Source organism: Micromonospora sp. C41, assembly GCF_018070485.1.
Lineage (GTDB): Bacteria > Actinomycetota > Actinomycetes > Mycobacteriales > Micromonosporaceae > Micromonospora > Micromonospora chalcea.
This window is the reverse complement of the sequence record NZ_JAGPXP010000056.1, coordinates 1-19662: the sequence shown is the minus strand read 5'-3', so window position 1 is coordinate 19662 and position 19662 is coordinate 1. Positions and strand designations below refer to the sequence as shown.

The window sequence follows — 19662 nt, the reverse complement described above, 5'->3', positions numbered from 1 at the left end:
AACCTCATGATCACCGCCTCGGCCCATCGATGTTGGAGTTGTGGCGGCGCGCATAAGCCGCGGTTTTGGGCCTCTCGGGCGCCACAAGTCCAAGATCGGCGGGGTCGGCGGGACCGGCGTGACGGCCCCGGGGGTGGGTCAGGGGGTTCGGATGGCGTCGAGGGCCAGCAGGGCCACGTGCAGGGACAGGCACCTGTCGACCGAGTCCAGGTCGGCGTCGAGGATGCGGCCGATCCGGGCCAGCCGCTCGTAGAACGCCGGCCGGGACAGGTGCGCCGCGGCCGCGCCCGCCGACTTGTTCCGCCCCTGCTCCAGGCACGCGCGCAGCGTGCCGAGCAACTGCTCACGCGGGTGCTGGGCGTCGTACGCGAGCAGTGCCCCGAGTTCGCGCTCGACGAACGTCTGCAGCCGGGGCTCGTCGCGCAGCAGGTGCAGCAGACCGGCCAGCCCGACGTGCGGCAGCCGGTAGCAGGGCAGGTCTCGGGGGTCCCGCCGCGCCGCCTCGGCGATCTGACGCGCCTCGACGAGTGAGCGGCGCGCCTCGCGCAGACTGCCCACGCCCGAACCGGCCGCCACCACGGTGCGGGTGGCCGGAGGGCGGGACGGGGCGGCGTCGAGGCGTACCCGGCGCAACGCCGTGGCGAACGCGGCGAGTGCCTTCTCCTCGTCGGCCGCGTCCGGCAGGGCCAGCAGCGCCCCCACCGCATGGTCGTCGACGGCGCTGGTCAGGGCGGTGAGTTTGGCGTCCCGCACGGCCTGGCCGACCGCCTCGGCGAGGTCGCGCAGGCGGGCCGGACCGGCCTCGGGGTCGGCGTCGGCGCCCGGGCCGGCGGCCGGCTCGTCGCCACGGTGCCGGACCACCACGCCGACCAGGTGCCGTCGGTCCAGGACGACGCCGAGCGCCTTGGCGCGCAGCGCCACCTCGTCCACCGGGCGGGAGTGGTCGATGAGCGCGGTCAGCAGCGTACGGTGGATCTGCCGTTCCAGGCCCTCGGCGTCGCGCCGGATCAGCCGCCCCAGGGCCAGCGTGGAGGCGGCCCGCTCGATCAGGATGGTCAGCCGGGTCGGCGGGGTGGACTCGGCGACGGGCCAGCGCAGCAGCAGCCGTCCCCAGTCCTGCCCGCGCGCCCCGACGGTGGTGACGAGCCAGCCGCTGCCCGGGTCGTACGCGGTGCGCCCGGCCGGGCGGATCTGCCGGGAGTGCTGTTCCCAGCCGTCCAGCAGCAGTTCCGCGTTCTCCCCCGCCGGGTCGTACGCGAGCACCTGCCGGGACAGGTTCTCCAGCACCATCGGGCAGCCGGCCAGTTCGGCGGCCTGCCGCAGCACCTCGGCCGGTTCGGCGCCCTCCACCGACAGGTCGGTGAACCGCTGGTGGATCTCCTCGGTGGCGCGCAGCTCGGTGAGCTGGGCGTCCACGATCAGCCCGTGCACCGCCTCGGTGATCCGGACGAACGGGGTGCCCCGGCGCAGCTCGATCAGGGGCAGGCCGCGGCGTTCGGCGGCGGCGGCCATCACCCGGGGCACTCCGGTGAGGTACCGGCGGCCCAGCTCGACCACCAGTCCGGAGGCGCCGACGTCGGCCAGGGTGCCGATGAACTCGCGCAGCCCGGCGTCGTCGGCCGGCAGCCCGATCCCGGTGGTCAGGACCAGTTCCCCGCCGCCGAGCAGGGTGGCGATGTCGGGCACCTCGGCGATGTGCACCCACCGCACCGGCCGGTCCAGCCCGGCGTTCCCGGCGACCAGGCGTGGCGCACCGTGGCGCATCGGCACCAGGTCCAGGACCTCACGCACGGTAGGGAACACGGGCGACACGCTACCCTGCGTCACCGTCGTTGCCGAGGGCCGCACCGGCCGGCTCGCCGGGGAGGACGAGCCGGCCGGGCTGCGGGATCAGTCGACGCCGAACTCCATGGCGGCCCGGTCGAGCGCCTCGTCCTCGGCGGTGGGCACGCCCCGGGACGCGATGGCCTCGGCGCCGCCCTGCGGCATGGCGCCGATCAGCCCGGTCGAAGCGGCCTGGGCGGCGCCCACGACCCGCTGCGGGTTCCCGCCGCCGACCATGCCGACGGAGGCGTACTGCTCCAGCTTGGCCCGCGAGTCGGCGATGTCGAGGTTGCGCATCGTGAGCTGGCCGATCCGGTCGGCCGGGCCGAACGCCGAGTCCTGGGTGCGCTCCATCGACAGCTTGTCCGGGTGGTAGCTGAACGCCGGACCGGTGGTGTCGAGGATCGAGTAGTCCTCGCCCCGGCGCAGCCGCAGCGTGACCTCGCCGGTGACCGCCGTGCCGACCCAGCGCTGCAGCGACTCGCGCAGCATCAGCGCCTGCGGGTCCAGCCAGCGGCCCTCGTACATGAGGCGGCCGAGGCGGCGGCCCTCGTTGTGGTAGTTGGCGAGCGTGTCCTCGTTGTGGATGGCGTTGACGAGCCGCTCGTAGGCGGCGTGCAGCAGCGCCATGCCGGGGGCCTCGTAGATGCCCCGGCTCTTGGCCTCGATGATCCGGTTCTCGATCTGGTCGGACATGCCCAGGCCGTGCCGGCCGCCGATGGCGTTGGCCTCCAGCACCAGGTCGACGGCGCTGCCGAACTCCTTGCCGTTGATCGTCACCGGGCGGCCCTGGTCGAAGCCGATGGTGACGTCCTCGGTGGGGATCTCCACGGACGGGTCCCAGAACTTCACGCCCATGATCGGCTCGACCGTCTCGATGCCGGTGTCCAGGTGTTCGAGCGTCTTGGCCTCGTGGGTGGCGCCCCAGATGTTGGCGTCGGTGGAGTACGCCTTCTCGGTGCTGTCCCGGTAGGGCAGGCCGCGCTCCAGCAGCCACTCCGACATCTCGGTGCGGCCGCCCAGCTCGGTGACGAAGTCGGTGTCCAGCCACGGCTTGTAGATCCGCAGCTGCGGGTTGGCCAGCAGGCCGTACCGGTAGAACCGCTCGATGTCGTTGCCCTTGAACGTCGAGCCGTCGCCCCAGATCTGCACGTCGTCGGCGATCATCGCGCGCACCAGCAGCGTGCCGGTCACGGCCCGGCCCAGCGGCGTGGTGTTGAAGTAGGCCCGCCCGCCGGAGCGGATGTGGAAGGCGCCGCAGGTCAGCGCCGCCAGCCCTTCCTCGACCAGGGCGGCGCGGCAGTCGACGAGGCGGGCGACCTCGGCGCCGTAGGTGTGGGCGCGGCCGGGCACCGAGGCGATGTCGGGCTCGTCGTACTGGCCGATGTCGGCGGTGTAGGCGCACGGGATGGCGCCCTTGTCGCGCATCCACGCGACCGCGACCGAGGTGTCGAGGCCGCCGGAGAAGGCGATGCCGACACGTTCGCCGATGGGCAGGGAGGTGAGAACCTTGGACACAAGGAAGATTATGCACACCGTCGCATGGTCATGCAAGCCGGTCGTCAGAGCGGGTCGTCCCGCCCCAGCTCCCAGAACGCCACCGCCGCCGCGGCCGCCACGTTCAGCGAGTCCACGCCGCGCCGCATCGGGATCACCACCCGCACGTCGCTGGCGGCCTGCGCCGCCGCGGTCAGTCCCGGCCCCTCCGCCCCGAGCAGCAACGCCGCCCGCTCGCGCTGCGCCGGGGTCAGCCGCTGCATCGGTACGGCATCAGGCGCGGGCGTCATCGCGAGCACGGTGAACCCGGCCGCGCGGACCTGGTCCAGCCCGCCGGGCCAGCTGTCGAGCTTCGCGTACGGCACCGCGAACACCTCGCCCATGCTGACCCGTACGCTGCGCCGGTAGAGCGGGTCGGCGCAGGTCGGCGACAGCAGCACCGCGTCGACGCCGAGCGCTGCCGCGCCCCGGAAGATCGCGCCCAGGTTGGTGTGGTTGTTGACGTCCTCCAGGATCACCACCCGCCGGGCGGCGGCCAGCACCTCGTCGGCCGAGCGCAGCGGCTTGCGGTGGAACGACGCGAGCACGCCCCGGTGCACGTGGAAGCCGGTGGCGCGCTGGAGGACGTCCGGCGTCGCCGCGTACACCGGCGCGTCACCGGTGTCCAGATCGGCGAGCTGGTCCACGCGCTTGGCGTCGACCAGGTACGACCGGGCCGGGTAGCCGGCCCGCAGCGCCCGCCGCAGCACCAGCTCCCCCTCGGCGATGAACAGCCCGTGCGGCGGTTCCCAGCGGGTACGCAGCTCCACGTCGGTGAGCGCGCGGTAGTCGGCGATCCGGTCGTCGTCGGGGTCGGTGATCTCGTGGACGGGCACCACGCGATTCTGCCCGGCCCGCCGGGGGCGCCCCGGCACGGGCCGGGTTTCCGCCGCCCCGGGCGGGGAACGGAGCCCGAAGGCCGACGCGACGGAGGGACCACGATGGGCGCGGATCACGACGGCAACCTCCCCCGCGACGCCACAGTCGCCGACTACCTGGTGGCCCGGCTCGCCGAGTGGGGCGTACATCGCTACTACGGCTACCCGGGCGACGGGATCAACGGCATGACCTCGGCGCTGCAACGCGCCGAGGGACGCGCCCGGTTCATCCAGGTCCGGCACGAGGAGACCGCCGGTTTCGCGGCCGGCGCGCACGTCAAGTACGGCGGCGGCCCGCTCGGCTGCGTGGTGGTGACAAGCGGCCCGGGCGCGATCCACGCGCTCAACGGCCTCTACGACGCCAAGCTCGACCACCAGCCGGTGGTGGCGCTGCTCGGGCACACCGCGCTGCCCGCCGAGGGCGGCGGCTACTACCAGGAGGTGGACCTGCTCTCGCTCTACAAGGACGTGGCGTCGGCCTTCCTGGCCCAGCTCGACGATCCGTCGCAGGCCCGGCACCTGGTGGACCGGGCCTGCCGCACCGCGCTCGCCCGGCGTACCGTGACCGCCCTGGTCCTTCCCTCCGACGTGCAGGACCTGCCGGCGGTGCCGCACCCGCCGCACGCGCACGGCTACTACCACACCAGCGCGGTGCCGAGCAGCGAGCCGACAGTGCCGCCGGAGGCCGACGTGCGCCGCGCGGCCGAGGTGCTGCGCGGCGGCCAGCGGGTGGCGATGCTGGTCGGGCAGGGCGCGCTCGGCGCCGAGGACGAGGTACGCCGGATCGCCGACCGGCTCGGCGCCGGCGTCGCCACCGCGCTGCTCGGCTTCACCGCCGTCGACCACCGGCAGCCCTGGGTGACCGGCGCGATCGGCCTGCTCGGCAGCCGCCCCAGCTGGCAACTCATGCGCGAGTGCGACCGGCTGCTGATCGTCGGCAGCCAGATGCCGTACTCGGAGTTCTACCCGCCGGAGGGGCAGGCCCGGGCGGTGCAGATCGACATCGACGGCAGCCGGATGGGGCTGCGCTACCCGACCGAGGTGAACCTGACCGGCGACGCCGGACCGACGCTGCGCGCACTGCTCCGGGAGCTGGGCCCGGGGCCGGGCCCGACCGCCTGGCGGGCCACCATCGCCGACGCCACCGGCAAGTGGCGGGCCGCGCAGCGCGAGGTCGCCGCGCAGCCCGCCGACCCGGTCAACCCGCAGTCGCTGTTCACCTCGCTCGACGACGCGCTGCCGGACGACGCCGTGCTCGCCGTGGACTGCGGCACCGCCACCGCCTGGTACGCCCGGCACGTGCGCGTGCGCCCCGGCATGCTGGCCAGCCTCTCCGGCACGCTGCTGTCCATGGGCGGCGGCATGCCGTACGCGCTGGCGGCGAAGTTCGCCCACCCGGACCGCCCGGTGATCGCGCTGCTCGGCGACGGCGCGATGCAGATGAACGGCGTCAACGAGCTGATCACTGTGGCGAAGTACTGGCGGGAGTGGGCCGACCCCCGGTTCGTGGTGCTCGTGCTCAACAACCGTGACCTCGCGTTCGTCAGCTGGGAGCAGCGGTCCAGCGAGGGCACGCCGATGTTCCCGGACAGCCAGGACCTGCCGGACGTGGCGTACCACAGGTGGGCCGAGGTGCTGGGCCTCGGCGGTGAGCTGGTCGACTCCCCCGACCGGGTGGACGGCCTGTGGCAGCGGGTGCTCGACGCGGACCGGCCGGTGGTGGTCAACGCGGTGGTGGACCCGGCCGAGCTGATGTTGCCGCCGCACTTCACCGCCGAGCAGGCCCGCAAGACCGCCGCGGCGGTGCTGCGCGGGGACAGCGACCGGGCCGGCATCGTGCGCCGCGGCGTACCGGCCGCGCTCGCCACGTACCGGCCCCGCCGCCGGGGCCGCTGAGGCGTCAGGCCCGCGCGTAGCGCAGCAGCACCGACCGCCCGTCGAACTGACGCGTCTCGACCAGCCGCAGGTGCTGGCGGGCCAGGTCGGGCAGCACCTGCCGTCCGCCGCCGAGCACCACCGGGTGCACGATCACCTCGTAGGTGTCGACGAGCCCCAGCGCGGCCAGCGCCGTCGCCGCGCCGGTGCCGCCGGTGACCAGCAGGTCGCCGGGGAACCGCTCGCGGACCTCGGCGAACTCCTTCGCCAGGTCGCCGCCGCCGACCACCACGGCGCCGTGGGGAGCCTCGGCGAGCGTGCGGGAGACCACGATCTTCGGGGTACGCCGCCAGATCGGCGCGAACGCCAGGTCGTGCGGGTGGTCGGAGATCGACTCGACCTGAGGCCAGTAGGAGGCCATCATCTCCCACACCCGCCGCCCGTAGACGAAGGCGTCGGCCCGCTCGGCCAGGTCGATCGAGTACGCGGACAGCTCCTCCCCCATCTGCGGCCAGTCGAACTCGCCGTTCGGGCCCTCGATGAAGCCGTCGACGGACGTGTGCACCCCGTAGCTGACAGTGCCCATGATGTGTTCCTCCGCGTTGCGGCGCGTCCCGGTCGGGTGCGCTCGCCGGTGGGTCGGAGCCGCCCGGCCGGATCCGACAACCCGGCCCCGACGACTCCCGGCCAGGCTACGGTCCGGCCAGCCGCCGCTCGATCTGATCCGCCGTGGCGGTGGCCCCGATCCGGGCGGCCACCTCGTGGGCGCGTCGCCAGACGTCCCGGGCCGCCTCGGCCCCGGTCAGCCGCTCCACCGCCCGGGCCAGGTCCATCAGGGCCTCCAGCTGCAGCGGCGGGCTGGCCGTCAGGTCGTCGGCCGCCTGTTCGAGCAGGACCCGCGCCCGCGCCGGGTCGCCCGACATCAGGCTGATCCGTCCCTGCGCGTACCGGGCGTAGGCCAGGTAGGCGGCGACCCGCATCTCGCGGGCCTGCTCCAGGGCGGTGTCGGCGTATCCGGCCGCCTCGCCCAGCCGGCCGTGCCCCGCGAGCATCGCGGCGACCTCGCTGAGCAGCGCCACCTCACCGAGCCGGTCACCGTGCCGCCGGACCAGTTCCAGGGCCTCCAGGTACGCCGCCCGGGCCTCGTCCACCGCGCCACGGTGGTCGTGCCAGCGGCCCGACGCGCGCAGGCCGAAGGCGAGCGGCCGGGGCGTGCCGGCGGCCCGCAGCAGCGCGACGGCCCGGGCGAGCGTCTCCCCGGCGGCCGGGTCGCCTTCCTGGAACTGGAGGACGCCCAGCCGGGCGAGTTTCGGTCCGGCGGCCACCTCGTCGCCGGCCTCCTGGTACAGCTCGATGGAGCGGACCAGGCTGGCGCGTGCCGCCGGCCGGTCCCCCAGTCCCTCGTACACCTGGTTCTCGACGCCGGCGATGTCGGCCCGCAGCCAGGGCTGGGCGAGCGGCTCGGCCGCCGCCGCGGCGGCCCGCGCGTAGCCGAGCGCGGCCTCCAGGTCACTGCGTAGCAGGGCCGCGAACGCCACGCAGAGCCGGAGCCGGGCGATCCCCTCCGGGTGCCGCCGGCGCTCGGCGGCCGCCAGCCCGATCTCGGTGACCCGGGTCAGGTCGTCCACCCGGGCGTCGACGAACAGGTAGTAGTCGCAGTGCCAGGCCAGCGCCCAGGAGTAGTCCTCCAGGCCGGGCGTCGCGGCGGCCTGCTCGATGCCGGCGAGCAGGGCGGCCCGTTCGGCGCCGAACCAGCGTTTCGGGTCGTGCAGGTGCTCGCCGGTGGGCGCCGGTGACCTCGGCAGGTCGGCGACGATGACGGCGCCGCCCTCCTGGCTCAGCGCCACGCGGGCCTGCTCGGTCAGCGTCAGCCAGGTGCCGAAGACGCGCCGCAGCACCTCCGGCCGCTCCCGCGGCCCCTCCTCCCGCGCGGCGCGCTCCCGGGCGAACGCGCGGACCAGATCGTGCAGGTGGTAGCGGACCTGGCCCAGCTCGTCCGGTCCGGTCACCTCGACCAGGTTGGCCTCGACCAGACCGGTGACCGCGTTCGCCGCGCCCGCCTCGTCGTCGAGCAGGACGGCGGGCAGCCACGGAGGGGCCCGGTCGAGGTCCAGCACGGCGAACCGGCGCAGGAGCCGGCGGGCCGGCTCGTCCAGCGCCACGTACGCCGAGTGGAACGCCGCCCGTACGCTGCGGTCGGCGCGGGCGAGATGGTCCAGCCGGTGCGAGAGTTCGGCGAGCTGCGCCGCCGCCTGCCGCAGCGACAGCACGCCGGGTATCGCCAGCCGGGCGCCCGCGATCCGCACCGCCAGCGGCAGCAGCCCGCAGTGGTGGACGACGTCCGACGCGGAGCCGGGCTCGGCGGCGACGCGGTCCGGGCCGATGATGCCGGCCAGCAGCCGCAGCGCGTCCGCCTCGGGCAGCGGCTCCAGCCGCAGCTGGTGGGCGCCGTCGACGTCGACGAGCGCGCGCCGGCTCGTGACCAGCACGACGGTGTCCGTACCGGGCAGCAGGGGGCGCACCTGCGCCGCGTCGGCCGCGTTGTCCAGCAGCACCACTCCGGGCCGCTCGGCCATCGCGCCCCGGAACAGCGCGGCGCGTTCCTCCAGGTCCGCGGGGATCTGGGCGCCGGGCACGCCGAGCGCCCGCAGGAACCGCCCGAGCACCTCGACCGGGGGCGCCGGATGGTCGTGCCCGTTCAGGTCGACGTAGAGGTGCGGACCGGGGTACGCCGGGCCGAGCTGGTGGGCGATCCGGACCGCGAGGGTGGTCTTGCCGACGCCGGGCAGGCCGCTGATCGCCGTCACGGCGACCGCCGGCCGCTCCGGAAGCCACTCCAGGACCGCCGCGATCTGTTCCTCCCGGCCGACGAAGTCGGTGAGGCCGGCCGGAAGCATCCGGACCGGCGGGCGCGCGGCCCCGTCCGGTCCGGCGGCACCGTGTTGTGCGGCGGCACCGTGTTGTGCGGCGATTCCGTGTTGTGCGGCGGCGGCGGCCGGGCGCGGTCCGGCGGGCGGGCGGTCCGGCGGCGCGACGACCGGGCCCGCGTCGGGCGACGACCGGAGGCTGGGGTCGTTGCGCAGGATCAGGTCGCGCAGCCGGATCAGCTGGGCCGTGGGGTCGATGCCGAGCTCCTCGGCCAGGCGGCGGCGCAACTGGTCGAACCGGTCCAGTGCCTCGCCCTGCCGGTCCGCCAGGTAGAGGGCCCGCATGAGCTGACCCACGAGCGACTCCCGCCACGGGTACGCCTCGACCAGCTCGGTGAGCCGGCCGATCACGCTGTCGTACCGGCCGAGGCCCAGCTCCAGGCCGAGGCAGCGCTCGACCACTGTCATCCGCCGTTCGTCGAGACGCTGCGCCGCCGCGGTGAGCGCCGGCGTACGCAGGCCGTCGAGCGCCGGACCGCGCCACATCGCCAGCGCCTCGCGCAGCCCGGACACCGCCTCCTCCGGGGCGCCGCCCCGGTCGAGGAGCCCTTCCGCCCGGCGTACCCGTTCCTCGAAGACGTCCAGGTCGAGTTGACCCTCGGCGACGGTGAGCAGATATCCGGAGCCGTGGGTGCCGATCACGTCGCCGGGCAGACCGGCGGCGCGCAGCGCCCGTCGCGCCGCCGCGACCCGGTTGCGGACCTGGACGTCCGCGCTCGCCGGCGGATGGCCGCCCCAGGCCGCGTCCATGAGACGGGACACCGGGACGATCCGGTTGGCTTCCAGCAGCAACGCGGCGAGCATGGCCTGACTGCGGGGGCCACCGACGCGGACCGTCCGATCGTCGAGGCACACCTCGACCGGGCCGAGCAGCCGAAACATGACCGCCGGCACCATTCGCTCCCCCCGAAGCGCGCGGACCCGGGCGACCACGTCAAGATCGCCCTCCGGCCCCACCCTAGACGAGTTCGCGCGAGGCCAGGGGGTGACGCGTACCAGCGGTGACCGGGGGGACACACCACTGTGTCCGGTCGTCGTCGGTGGTCAGCCGATCGGGTCCGGCGCGGCGTGCGGCGCTTGACCGGACGTGGCCCGCGCCCGGCGCCGCCGGGAGTGACGGCGGTAGAACGTGACCAGGAACATCGCCTGGAGCGTGCTCTCGACGAGCAGGACGAGCGCGCCGTCCACGGCCGCGAGCAGGCTTCCGCCGGTCGCGCCGGCCAGCACGGCCGAGCCGGCCTGGATCGCGCCGTGCGCGACGATCGGGATTCCGAACAGGACGAAGCTGGACAACGCGACAGCGCTGCCCGCCACCACCGCCAGCGCGTAGATCCGTACCGCGCGCCGCTCGTGCGGCGGCAGGACGGCGGTGGGGTCCCCGGCCGACGGCGTCACCCGGCCGGGAAGCGCCGCGTGCAGACCTCGGCGCAGCAGGTGCCGGGCGTACGCGAAGCCGTCCTGGAACAGGTTGCGGCACCGCAGCAGGTCCAGCAGGACGAAGTAGCAGTCGGTACGCATGTAGACGTGCAGTTGCAGCGCCATCGACATGACGATCACCAGAACGACGGCGGACAGCAGGCCGCCGACCAGCGGATGCGGCCGGGCGTACGCCATCACCAGCAGCGCGGCGCACACCACGGCGGAATCCCAGAGCAGGCCGCTGAGATAGACGCGGTACCGGTGGCGGCGCGGCACCGACCAGATGGCCGTCACGTCGGTCTCCAGGACCAGATGGTGCAGCCGGGTGGCGAACCGGATCCGGGCCGGCGCGTCCAGCGAACGGGCCGCCACCAGGTGACTGAACTCGTGCAGCACCGCCGTCCCGGAGAACAGCACGGTGTTCACGAGCACGGCGAGACCGACGTAGCCGGTCCAGAAGAAGTCCCGGTACGACGGCAGCAGCTCGGGACGGCGTACCACTGTGGCCAGCGTCGCCGCGACCAGCGCGACGTAGGCCACCTTCGCCGCCGGGCCGAACAGCCAGCGCACGTGCCGGGCCCGCAGCCAGGGCAGGTGCGGCCGGTCCTCGCGGCGGGCGCCGCCGGTGGGCCGGCCGTCGACCTCGGCCACCAGGCCCGCCTCCCGCAGCGCGAGCACCAGGTCCACGAGGTCGAGGTCCACGTCGTGGTCGGCGGCGATCCGTTCCTCGGCCACGCCGATCGGCGCTCCGCCGTCGAGCAGCTCGACGGCGCGGACGCCGATCATCGGCAACTCCACGAACTCGCCGACCTCCGGCCGGCCCACCACCACCGAGTCCGGGTCGTCGTCGGACGGCCGGATCCGCAGCGGGTGGAACCGTACCCGCGTCGCGGCGCCCAGATCCGGTGCGGCCTCGACCCCGGTGGTCGTCATCGCCCGGTCCTCACGCGCCGCGCGGACCGCACGAGGGGCAGCCCGGGTCCCGCGGCACGTCGATGAAGTAGTGGTGGTCCCAGCGCGCGGCGTTCTGGTGGAAGACCCGCCCGGCGACCTGCTGGGGCAGCCCGCCGAGGTGGTAGAGCACCTCCAGCGCGCAGAGGTGACCGGTCACGTTCGCGGTGGCGGCGATCACCGCGTTCGGTCGTTCCCCGCCGCGCAGCGGCGTGCCGTCGGTCTGGATCTCGTGCTTGTCCGGCCGACGCCGCAGGCAGGTGTAGCACCCGGTGCGGCCCGGGAGGAACGAGCCGACGACCGTCATCGGCCCGGTGTAGAGCGCCATGAACCACGGCGTGCCGGTACGCAGCGCCGCCTCGTTCGTCCAGTCCTGGATCTGGTCGACGGGCCGGTCCGCGCAGAGGACGAAGGCGTCCCGCCCGTTCATCAGCGGCACCAGGTCGTCGGCGGAGCGGATCCGGCACTCCTCCCCGGTGACGTCGACGTGCGAGTTCATCGCCCGCAGCCGGTCCACGGCGACCTTCACCTTCGGCTGGCCGAGGTCGCTCTCGGTATAGAGCAGCTGGCGGGTCAGGTTCGGCTGGTCGATCACGTCGAAGTCGGCGCAGTGCAGGCCGCCGACGCCGCTGGCGACGAGTCCGGCCGCGACCGCCGTGCCGGTGCCGCCGAGACCGAGTACGGAGACCCGCGCCCGCCCGATACGCGCCTGCACCTCGAAGGGCGAGCTGCGGGGCTGGGTGTCGATCCAGGCGTAGAAGTGCCGGGCCCGGTCGTAGCGCTGCGCGGCCTCCGCGGTGAACCCGTCGGGCAGCGGGGCCGCCGCGTCCTCGACGAAGCCCTGCGCGATGAGCTGGTCCACCACCTCGCGGACGCTGTCCTCGTCGATGCCCGGGTGCGTCTCGGCGAGGTCCGCGCAGACCTCCCACACGTACCGGGTGCCGTCCAGCAACGTCAGGATGCGGGCGATCGTGCCGTCCTCGTCGTCCTGGATCTCCGACGCGACGCCGTACTGCATCAGACCGATGATCAGCCGGTTCCCCGGCAGCGTGTAGGGCTCGTGGACACTCTTGACGCGCGGCTTGAGCATGGGACCGCAACCTCACTAACGCTCGGCGGAAGAGGGGAAGCGGCACCCCGGCCGCCGCGGTAGGTGGCGGCGACCGGGGTGCCGGCGCGGATCAGGCGCCGTTGCTCTCGCGGATGACGGTGGTCTCCAGCCGCTCCAGCTTGCGGACCTTCAGCGAGAGCTTCTTCTTGCCGGCCTGCTCGATCGTGGCCTTCTCCATGGACGCCTCCTCGATTCGGGTACGCCTTCCGTGGTGCCGGAAGGCGAGCCCAAGCCTGTCGCCCGGCGTCACCGGTCGATCACAAGTCGATCATCAGCGGCCGTTGATGATCGCCGCCACCATCCGGGTGCGTGGCCCGACCTGTGATGATCGCGTTGCTCGGCGTCGACGGCTCCGGCAGGACCAACCAGGCGAAGGCGCTGGCCGAGCGGCTGCGCCGGCGAGGTGTCCGGGCGCGGTACTTCGAGAACGCCGGTGGGAGGCCACTGTGGAACCCGCTGGCCCGGGCACCCGGCCGGGCCGACGGGTTGGCGCTGTTCGGCCGTACCGTCCATCCGGCGCTGGAGGCGACGGTCCGCGCGGCGGCGATGGCCCGGACCGTGGCGGTGGCCCGCCTGACCGGCCGGGTGGCGGTGCTGGACCGGTGGACCTGGTGCCAGGACGTGATCAAGGCGGCCCGGGGCGACCGGAGACGGCGGGTGGCCGCGCGCCGGGGGCGGCGTTAAGAAGGGGCCCCTTTACTACCGGAGGCGTTAAGAAGGGGCCCTTCCTTACCCGCGGTCGCGCAGCCAGCGCAGCACGTCGGAGGGCAGGTCGTCGCGGTCCTCGCGCTGCTCGCGGCGGTCCGGCTCGGTCCGCCGGGGCGGCTGCGGACGCTGCGGGTCGCCGACCAGCGCCCGGCTCGGCGCGGTGAAGTCGGCCACCGGCTTGCCGGTGACCGCTGTCCTGATGGTCCGCGCGACCGCGTCGATCACCTTCGCCTGCACGGCGGAGCCGACCAGGTCGGTGACGTCGTCCGGGTTGGCGGCGATGCCGGCCACGGCGACCTGCGGGGTGTACCCGACGAACGTCTCCGTGGCGTTCCGCTCCGAGCTGCCGGTCTTGCCGGCGACCGGGCGGCCGACGATCGCGTCGACGGCGGTGGCGGTGCCGCCGTTGCACTGCCCGAACGCCGACTGCTGGCCGACCGGGCAGCGGGCCGCGTCGGTGGCGGCCCGGGCCACGTCCGGGTCGAGGACCCGCTTGCACTCCGGTCGCCCCACGTCGACGGTCCCGCCGTCGGGCGTGGTCACCGAGACCACCGGCAGCGGCGTGCAGTACGTGCCCTCGGCGGCCACCGTCGCGTACGCGTTCGCCAGGTCGAGCGGGGTGGTGGCGGCCACGCCGAGCGTGAACGCGCCCCAGTCGGCGGCGTGGTTGCGGGCGAACGTGGCGTCGGAGTCGGCCCGGAAGGTGATGCCGAGGCGCTGCGCCATCTCCACCACCTTGTCCTCGCCGACCTGTTCGGCCAGCCAGACGAAGTACGTGTTGACGGAGCGGCCGAAGCCGTCCCACATCATCCGGTAGCCGTCCATCCACTGCGGGTTGGCGTTCGCCGGGCACCAGGTGCCGTCGCAGTTGCCCTCGTCGTCCGAGGCGTACCGGGTGGGCAGCCGGCTCGGGGCGTCGAAGCCGGTGGACAGCGGCTTGCCGGCCTCCAGCGCGGCCAGCATGGTGAACATCTTGAACGTCGAGCCGGCCTGGTAGCCGTCGACGCTGGCGCCGCCGGAGATCAGCGGGTTGACCGTGTTCGGGTGGTTGGCCTGCCCGTCCGGGTTGGCGTCGAGGCTGTAGTGCCGGTTCACCGCCATGGCGAGCACCCGGCCGGTGCCGGGCTCGACCGCCGCGATCGGCAGCGCGCGCTTGTTGCCGTACCCGTAGACCTTGGTGGCCTGCTCCTGCGCGGTCTCCTGGATCTTCGCATCCAGCGTGGTGACGACCCGGTAGCCGCCCCGGCGCAGCGCCTGCTCGCGCTCCTCGGGGGTGGCGCCGAACGCGGGCTGGGTGAGCCACCAGCGGCGCAGGTAGTCGCAGAAGAAGCCCCAGTCGTCGTGCCCCTGGGCGGTCGCGGTGCAGCCGTTGGGCTGGGCGGTCGGCCGCAGCGTGGGCGCCTGCGCCTTCGCCGCAGCGGCCTGCTGGGCGGTGATCGCGCCGGTCTCGGCCATCGCGTCCAGCACGTACGCCCGGCGGGCCAGCGCCTGGTCCAGGTCGCCATCGATCGGGCTGTACGCCTCCGGCGACTGGACCAGGCCGGCCAGCAGCGCCGCCTCGCCCAGCGTCAGGTCGGCCGGGTCCTTGCCGAAGTAGCGCTGGCTGGCGGCGGCGACGCCGTACGCGCCGGAGCCGAAGTACGCGATGTTGAGGTAGCGGTTGAGGATCTCGTCCTTGGACAGCGACTGCTCCAGCGCGTTCGCGTACCGGATCTCCTGGAGCTTGCGCCCGACGGTCTGCTCGGTGGCGGCCTGCCGCTCCGCCGGCGTGCGGTTCGGGTCGGTCTTGAGCACGTTGCGGACGTACTGCATGGTCAGCGTGGAGCCGCCCTGCTCGGTGCCGCCGCCCTTGACGTTCGCCACCAGCGCCCGGGCGATGCCGCGCAGGTCCGCGCCGCCGTGCGAGTAGAACCGCCGGTCCTCGGCCGCGATGATCGCCTGCCGCATCACCGGGGCGATCTCGTCCAGCGACACGTCGGTGCGGTTCACGTCGTAGAACGTGGTGATCAGCGTCTTGCCGTCGTTGGCGTAGAGGTAGGAACGCTGCGGCTGGGCCGGGGTGCGCAGCGCGTCGGGCAGGTCCGCGTACGCGCCGAGCGCCGCCCGGGCGGCGAACCCGCCGAGCAGTCCGGCGGGAAGCGCGGCGACCGCGAGGACGAGCCCGGCGAGCAGGCCGGCCAGCAGCACGGTGAACAGCCGCGACAGCGGCGACCTGGGTGACGGCATGAAGGCAAGGATTGCCACGAAAGCCGCCTACCGGCCACCTCGCCAGGCAACTGTCAGTTACTTCACGGCGACCGCCCAGCTGAAGAACCGGTCAACCGGCGCCGAGTGGGCCCTTCGGTGACGCGGGCGGCACCGGAGCGGCGGCGACGCTGGCGGCTGCGGCGTCCCGGGCGATCGTCTCGGGCACCAGGCGGCCGCTGCGGTAGCCGATGCCGATGCCGGCGACCAGCACGAAGATCGCGCCGAACGTCTGCAGCGAGCCGATCAGCGCGCCGCCCAGGCCGAGCAGCGGGGCGGCGATCATCAGCATGGTCCCGTCGCCGTAGGAGAACATCCCGGACCGGGCCACCGACCAGCCGGTCAGGAACCAGCCCACGCTGTAGAGCGTGGCGCCGAACAGCACGATGCCGCGCGCGGTCACGCCGAACACCGGCGTCTGCTCGGCCAGCCCGGCGAACGGCAGCATCAGCACCATCCCGCCGATGCTGGCGAGCAGCCCGGCCAGCGCGACGCGGCGGCAGCGGGTGGCGGCGAGCAGGCCGGTGAGCGCGAGCAGGGCGAGCAGCCCGAGCCACACCGAGGCGACCCAGCCGACCAGGTAGAGCGGCCGGCCGTCGGCCGGGTACGGGTCGTTGCCCACCCCGCCGTCGCTGGCCATCGCCACCAGGCCGTAGAGCACCGCGTACGCGGGCAGCAGCCAGACCGCCGCGCGGGCGAACCGGCGGATCGACCAGGCCCAGGTCGCGTCGGTGGCGGGCGCGCCCGGGCCGGGCTCGGAGACGAACGGCAGGACCCCGAACCCCCCTCCGGTACGCCGGGAGCCGATCGGCCCGGCGGGGTCGTGCGCGCCGGGGACCGGGGTACGGGAGAACAGCCGGTTCGCCGGGTCCTTCATGCGTCACCTCGTTCGCGCCGCGGGTGGCCCGGGACACGCAACGGCGCTCCGGCCCTGCTCACCACCCGTCCTCAAGACCGATGGTGGCAGTCGCCGGAGCGCCGTATGAGGACTTCTCGGATTTGTCGGTCAGCCCCGCTCGCGCTGGTCCGCCGGGTCGTTCACCAGGCTGGCCGGCGACACCGGCTCCGGCGCGGGCAGGCCCTGCGGGGTGTTGCCGCCGGTGGCCTGCGCCTCGGCCACACGTACCTCGTTGTGGATCTCCTGGGCCGCGACAGCCGCGGCCTGTGCGGCCTCGGCGGCCTCCCGCTCGACCTCGCCGGCGCTGCGGGCGGCCTCCGGCGACGGCACGTCGCCAGCCATGTTGGCCAGCCCGCCCAGCGCGCCGCCCATGCCCTCCAGGGCCTTGGTCAGCTCGGTCGGGACGATCCAGACCTTGTTGGCAGTGCCGTTGGCGATCTGCGGCAGCGCCTGGAGGTACTGGTAGGCCAGCACCTTCTGGCTCGGGTTGGCGGTGTGGATCGCGTCGAAGACGGTACGGATCGCCTTGGCCTGGCCCTCCGCCTGGAGGATCCGGGCCTGCCGGTCACCGTCGGCGCGCAGCACCGCGGCCTGCTTCTCACCCTCGGCGGTGAGGATCTGCGACTGCTTGTGGCCCTCGGCGTTGAGGATCGCGGCGCGGCGGTCCCGCTCGGCGCGCATCTGCTTCTCCATCGAGTCGCGGATGCTCGGCGGCGGCTCGATCGCCTTGATCTCGACCCGGGTCACCTTGATGCCCCAGCGGCCGGTGGTCTCGTCCAGCACGCCGGACAGGTGCCGGTTGATCTCCTCGCGGCTGGTCAGCGCGCGCTCCAGGTCCAGCGAGCCGATCACGTTACGCAGCGTGGTGACGGTCAGCTGCTCGATCGCCTGGAGGAAGTTGGAGATCTCGTAGGTGGCGCGAACCGAGTCGACGACCTTGAAGTAGAGGACCGTGTCGATCGAGACGACCAGGTTGTCGGAGGTGATCACCGGCTGGGGCGGGAAGCTGACCACCTGCTCACGCATGTCGACCTTGGTGCGTACCGCGTCGACGAACGGCACCAGCAGGTTCAGGCCCGGGTTCAGCGTGCGCTTGTACCGGCCCAGCCGCTCCACCACGTCCTGCCGCTGCTGCGGCACGATCCGCACCGCCTTGAACAGCGTCACCACACCGATCAACGCCACCGCGATCATCAGGATCGCCAGAAACTCCATACCGTTCACCTTTTCGCTTCGGGCAGCTCGCCCGGGGTGGAAATGTCGTCCTGCCATACCAGGGCGGTAGCGCCCCGAACCTTGATCACCTGCACCCGCTCACCCTCGGCGTACGAGCGCGTCGCGTCGTACGAGCGGGCCGTCCACAGCTCACCATCGATCTTGATCATCCCGCGCTCGGAGTCGACCGGCTCCAGGACCACAGCGGTGGCCCCCTCCAGCGCCTCCACCCCGAACGGCTGCTCCCCGGTCTCGATCGCCGGCCGCGCGTGCCGCCGGACCACCGGACGGACCACCGCCACCGACAACGCCGACACCACCGCGAAGATCACCGCCTGCAGCGCCACCGGCGCACCGAGCGCCGCGGCGCCGGCCGCGGCGAACGCCCCGACCCCGAACATGATCAGGAAGAGCGTCGTCGTAAAGATCTCGGCGACCGCCAATACCACACCCAGAACGATCCAGAACACGGCGTCCACGAGAACAATCCTGACACGTCAACGCACGTGTCATCGAACTGTCATGATCGCTAGGCTCGGCTCGGCGTACCGCGCCCACCGCCGACGAGGAGGACGAGATGCCCCTGCTGCCCGAGACCGCGCGTCAGGTGGACCTGCTGGTCGCCCGGGCCCAGGCCGAGGGGCGGGGCCCCTCCCTCGCCCTCGGCGTGGTCCGCGACGGCCGGCTGGCGCACCTCGCCGTCGCCGGTGAGACGCCCCGCCCCGACGCCGACCTGCAGTACCGGATCGGCTCGATCACCAAGACCATGACCGCGGTGCTGGTGATGCAGCAGCGCGACGCCGGCCGGCTGTCACTGGACGACCCGCTGGACGCCCACCTGCCCGGCACCCCGGTCGGCTCGGTGACGGTGCGCCAGCTCCTCGGCCACGTCAGCGGCCTGCAACGCGAGCCGGACGGCGACTGGTGGGAGCGGGTCGGGGGCACGGACCTGGACACCCTGCTCGCCGGGCTGACCCCGGACAAGATCGCCTACCCGCCGCACTTCGTCTACCACTACTCGAACCTGGCGTACGGGCTGCTCGGCGCCGCGCTGGAACGGATCACCGGCACGCCCTGGGCGGAGCTGCTGACCGAGCGGCTGCTGGCCCCGCTGGGCATGCGCCGCACCACGTACCACCCCACCGAGCCGTACGCCAGCGGCTACGTCGTCCACCCCTGGCACGAGACGCTGCGGGAGGAGCCGCGCACCGACACCGCGGCGATGGCGCCGGCCGGCCAGCTCTGGTCCACGGTCGAGGACCTGGGCCGCTGGGCCACGTTCCTGGCCGACCCGGACCCGGCGCTGCTCTCCCCCGCCACGCTCACCGAGATGTGCGCCCCCATGGTCATCAACGACCTCGACTCGTGGACCGGCGGGCACGGCCTCGGCATCGAGCTCTACCGGGTCGGCGACCGGGTGTACGTCGGGCACGGCGGATCCATGCCCGGGTACGTCGCCGGCCTGGCCGTGCACCGGCCCACAGGCACCGCCGTGGTCAACTTCGCCAACTCGTACGGGCTGCGCGGCCACCACATCGGCGCGCTCGGCCGGGAAGCGCTCACACTGGTGCTGGACGCCGAACCGGCCGCGCCCGCCCCCTGGCGCCCGGCCGACCCGCCCGCCGCCGACGTGGCCGCGCTGACCGGGCGCTGGTGGTGGATGGGCGGCGAGTACGAGTTCCGCGTCGACGCCGCCGGTGACCTGGTCGGCGGCCAGGTCGGCAGGCCGCAGCTGCGCTTCACCCGCGAGGGCCTGGACCGGTGGCGGGGCCGCTCCGGCTCCCAGGACGGCGAGATCCTGACGGTGATCCGCGACGAATCAGGCACCCCGGTAGCCCTGGACATAGCCACCTTCGTCCTGACCCGAACCCCCGACGAGCTCCCGTAACTCCCGCCCCTCGCCCTCGCCCCGCCCCGCCGATCTTGCACTTGTGGCCCTCATTCCGCCCGCTATGCCCGATCCGCAGGGGCCACAACTCCATGATCGACGCACACCCGCACCGCTCACCCCGTGATCAAGGAGTTCGCGTCCGCGTTGATCTCCAATTCACCCACAAAGTCCTTGATCACCCTGGC

General features: G+C 73.7%; 14 protein-coding genes. 3 read left to right on the top strand and 11 right to left on the bottom strand.

Annotation, left to right across the window (positions count from 1 at the left end; genetic code table 11):
* Nucleotides 1–138 precede the first annotated feature (138 nt).
* The 3 genes from KBX43_RS30710 to KBX43_RS30700 all read right to left on the bottom strand — a co-directional run bounded on the left by KBX43_RS30710 (nucleotide 139) and on the right by KBX43_RS30700 (nucleotide 4235).
* On the bottom strand, nucleotides 139–1812 hold the full coding sequence (locus tag KBX43_RS30710) for a PucR family transcriptional regulator ligand-binding domain-containing protein (protein WP_210888551.1): 1674 nt from the start codon (nucleotides 1810–1812) through the stop codon (nucleotides 139–141).
* A gap of 78 nt (nucleotides 1813–1890) precedes the next feature.
* The gene (argG, locus tag KBX43_RS30705) at nucleotides 1891–3342 is read right to left on the bottom strand and encodes an argininosuccinate synthase (protein WP_064445361.1); all 1452 of its coding nucleotides are present in this window, start codon (nucleotides 3340–3342) and stop codon (nucleotides 1891–1893) included.
* 44 nt (nucleotides 3343–3386) lie between these two features.
* On the bottom strand, nucleotides 3387–4235 hold the full coding sequence (locus tag KBX43_RS30700) for an RNA methyltransferase (protein WP_233514616.1): 849 nt from the start codon (nucleotides 4233–4235) through the stop codon (nucleotides 3387–3389).
* 66 nt (nucleotides 4236–4301) lie between these two features.
* Between KBX43_RS30700 and KBX43_RS30695 the strand changes: the two genes are divergently transcribed.
* Entirely contained in the window at nucleotides 4302–6134 is a 1833-nt protein-coding gene (locus KBX43_RS30695; RefSeq protein ID WP_064445360.1) for a thiamine pyrophosphate-requiring protein, read from the top strand.
* A 4-nt stretch (nucleotides 6135–6138) separates the two neighbouring features.
* Here KBX43_RS30695 and KBX43_RS30690 read toward each other — a convergent pair whose 3' ends face one another.
* From KBX43_RS30690 to KBX43_RS30675, 4 genes are all read right to left on the bottom strand, one after another.
* Nucleotides 6139–6699: a dihydrofolate reductase family protein gene (locus KBX43_RS30690; RefSeq protein ID WP_064445359.1), complete on the bottom strand. Its 561-nt coding sequence runs from the start codon at nucleotides 6697–6699 to the stop codon at nucleotides 6139–6141.
* A 106-nt stretch (nucleotides 6700–6805) separates the two neighbouring features.
* Nucleotides 6806–9922: a BTAD domain-containing putative transcriptional regulator gene (locus KBX43_RS30685; RefSeq protein ID WP_210888550.1), complete on the bottom strand. Its 3117-nt coding sequence runs from the start codon at nucleotides 9920–9922 to the stop codon at nucleotides 6806–6808.
* Nucleotides 9923–10084: 162 nt separating this feature from the next.
* Nucleotides 10085–11392, bottom strand: a complete 1308-nt coding sequence (locus KBX43_RS30680; RefSeq protein WP_210888548.1) for a hypothetical protein — start codon at nucleotides 11390–11392, stop codon at nucleotides 10085–10087.
* A 10-nt stretch (nucleotides 11393–11402) separates the two neighbouring features.
* Entirely contained in the window at nucleotides 11403–12500 is a 1098-nt protein-coding gene (locus KBX43_RS30675; protein WP_210888545.1) for a TOMM precursor leader peptide-binding protein, read from the bottom strand.
* A gap of 330 nt (nucleotides 12501–12830) precedes the next feature.
* Between KBX43_RS30675 and KBX43_RS30670 the strand changes: the two genes are divergently transcribed.
* Nucleotides 12831–13205 (top strand): hypothetical protein, encoded by a 375-nt coding sequence (locus tag KBX43_RS30670; RefSeq protein WP_247677878.1) that lies wholly within the window; start codon nucleotides 12831–12833, stop codon nucleotides 13203–13205.
* Between the two features lie 45 nt (nucleotides 13206–13250).
* Here the strand turns inward: KBX43_RS30670 and KBX43_RS30665 are convergent, their stop codons facing one another.
* The 4 genes from KBX43_RS30665 to KBX43_RS30650 form a co-directional block, all read right to left on the bottom strand.
* Complete coding sequence (locus KBX43_RS30665) at nucleotides 13251–15455, bottom strand: transglycosylase domain-containing protein (RefSeq protein WP_247677877.1); 2205 nt, start codon at nucleotides 15453–15455, stop codon at nucleotides 13251–13253.
* 91 nt (nucleotides 15456–15546) lie between these two features.
* Nucleotides 15547–16350, bottom strand: coding sequence for a hypothetical protein (locus KBX43_RS30660; protein WP_043329731.1), 804 nt, complete (start codon nucleotides 16348–16350; stop codon nucleotides 15547–15549).
* 129 nt (nucleotides 16351–16479) lie between these two features.
* Nucleotides 16480–17586 carry an SPFH domain-containing protein gene (locus tag KBX43_RS30655; RefSeq protein WP_069087716.1) on the bottom strand — a complete coding sequence of 369 codons (1107 nt, stop codon included), beginning with the start codon at nucleotides 17584–17586 and terminating at the stop codon, nucleotides 16480–16482.
* Nucleotides 17587–17591: 5 nt separating this feature from the next.
* Nucleotides 17592–18065: an NfeD family protein gene (locus KBX43_RS30650; RefSeq protein WP_030504273.1), complete on the bottom strand. Its 474-nt coding sequence runs from the start codon at nucleotides 18063–18065 to the stop codon at nucleotides 17592–17594.
* Between the two features lie 98 nt (nucleotides 18066–18163).
* On the opposite strand from KBX43_RS30650, the gene KBX43_RS30645 reads away from it, so the two are divergent.
* Nucleotides 18164–19474, top strand: coding sequence for a serine hydrolase (locus tag KBX43_RS30645; RefSeq protein ID WP_210888540.1), 1311 nt, complete (start codon nucleotides 18164–18166; stop codon nucleotides 19472–19474).
* Nucleotides 19475–19662: the final 188 nt, after the last annotated feature.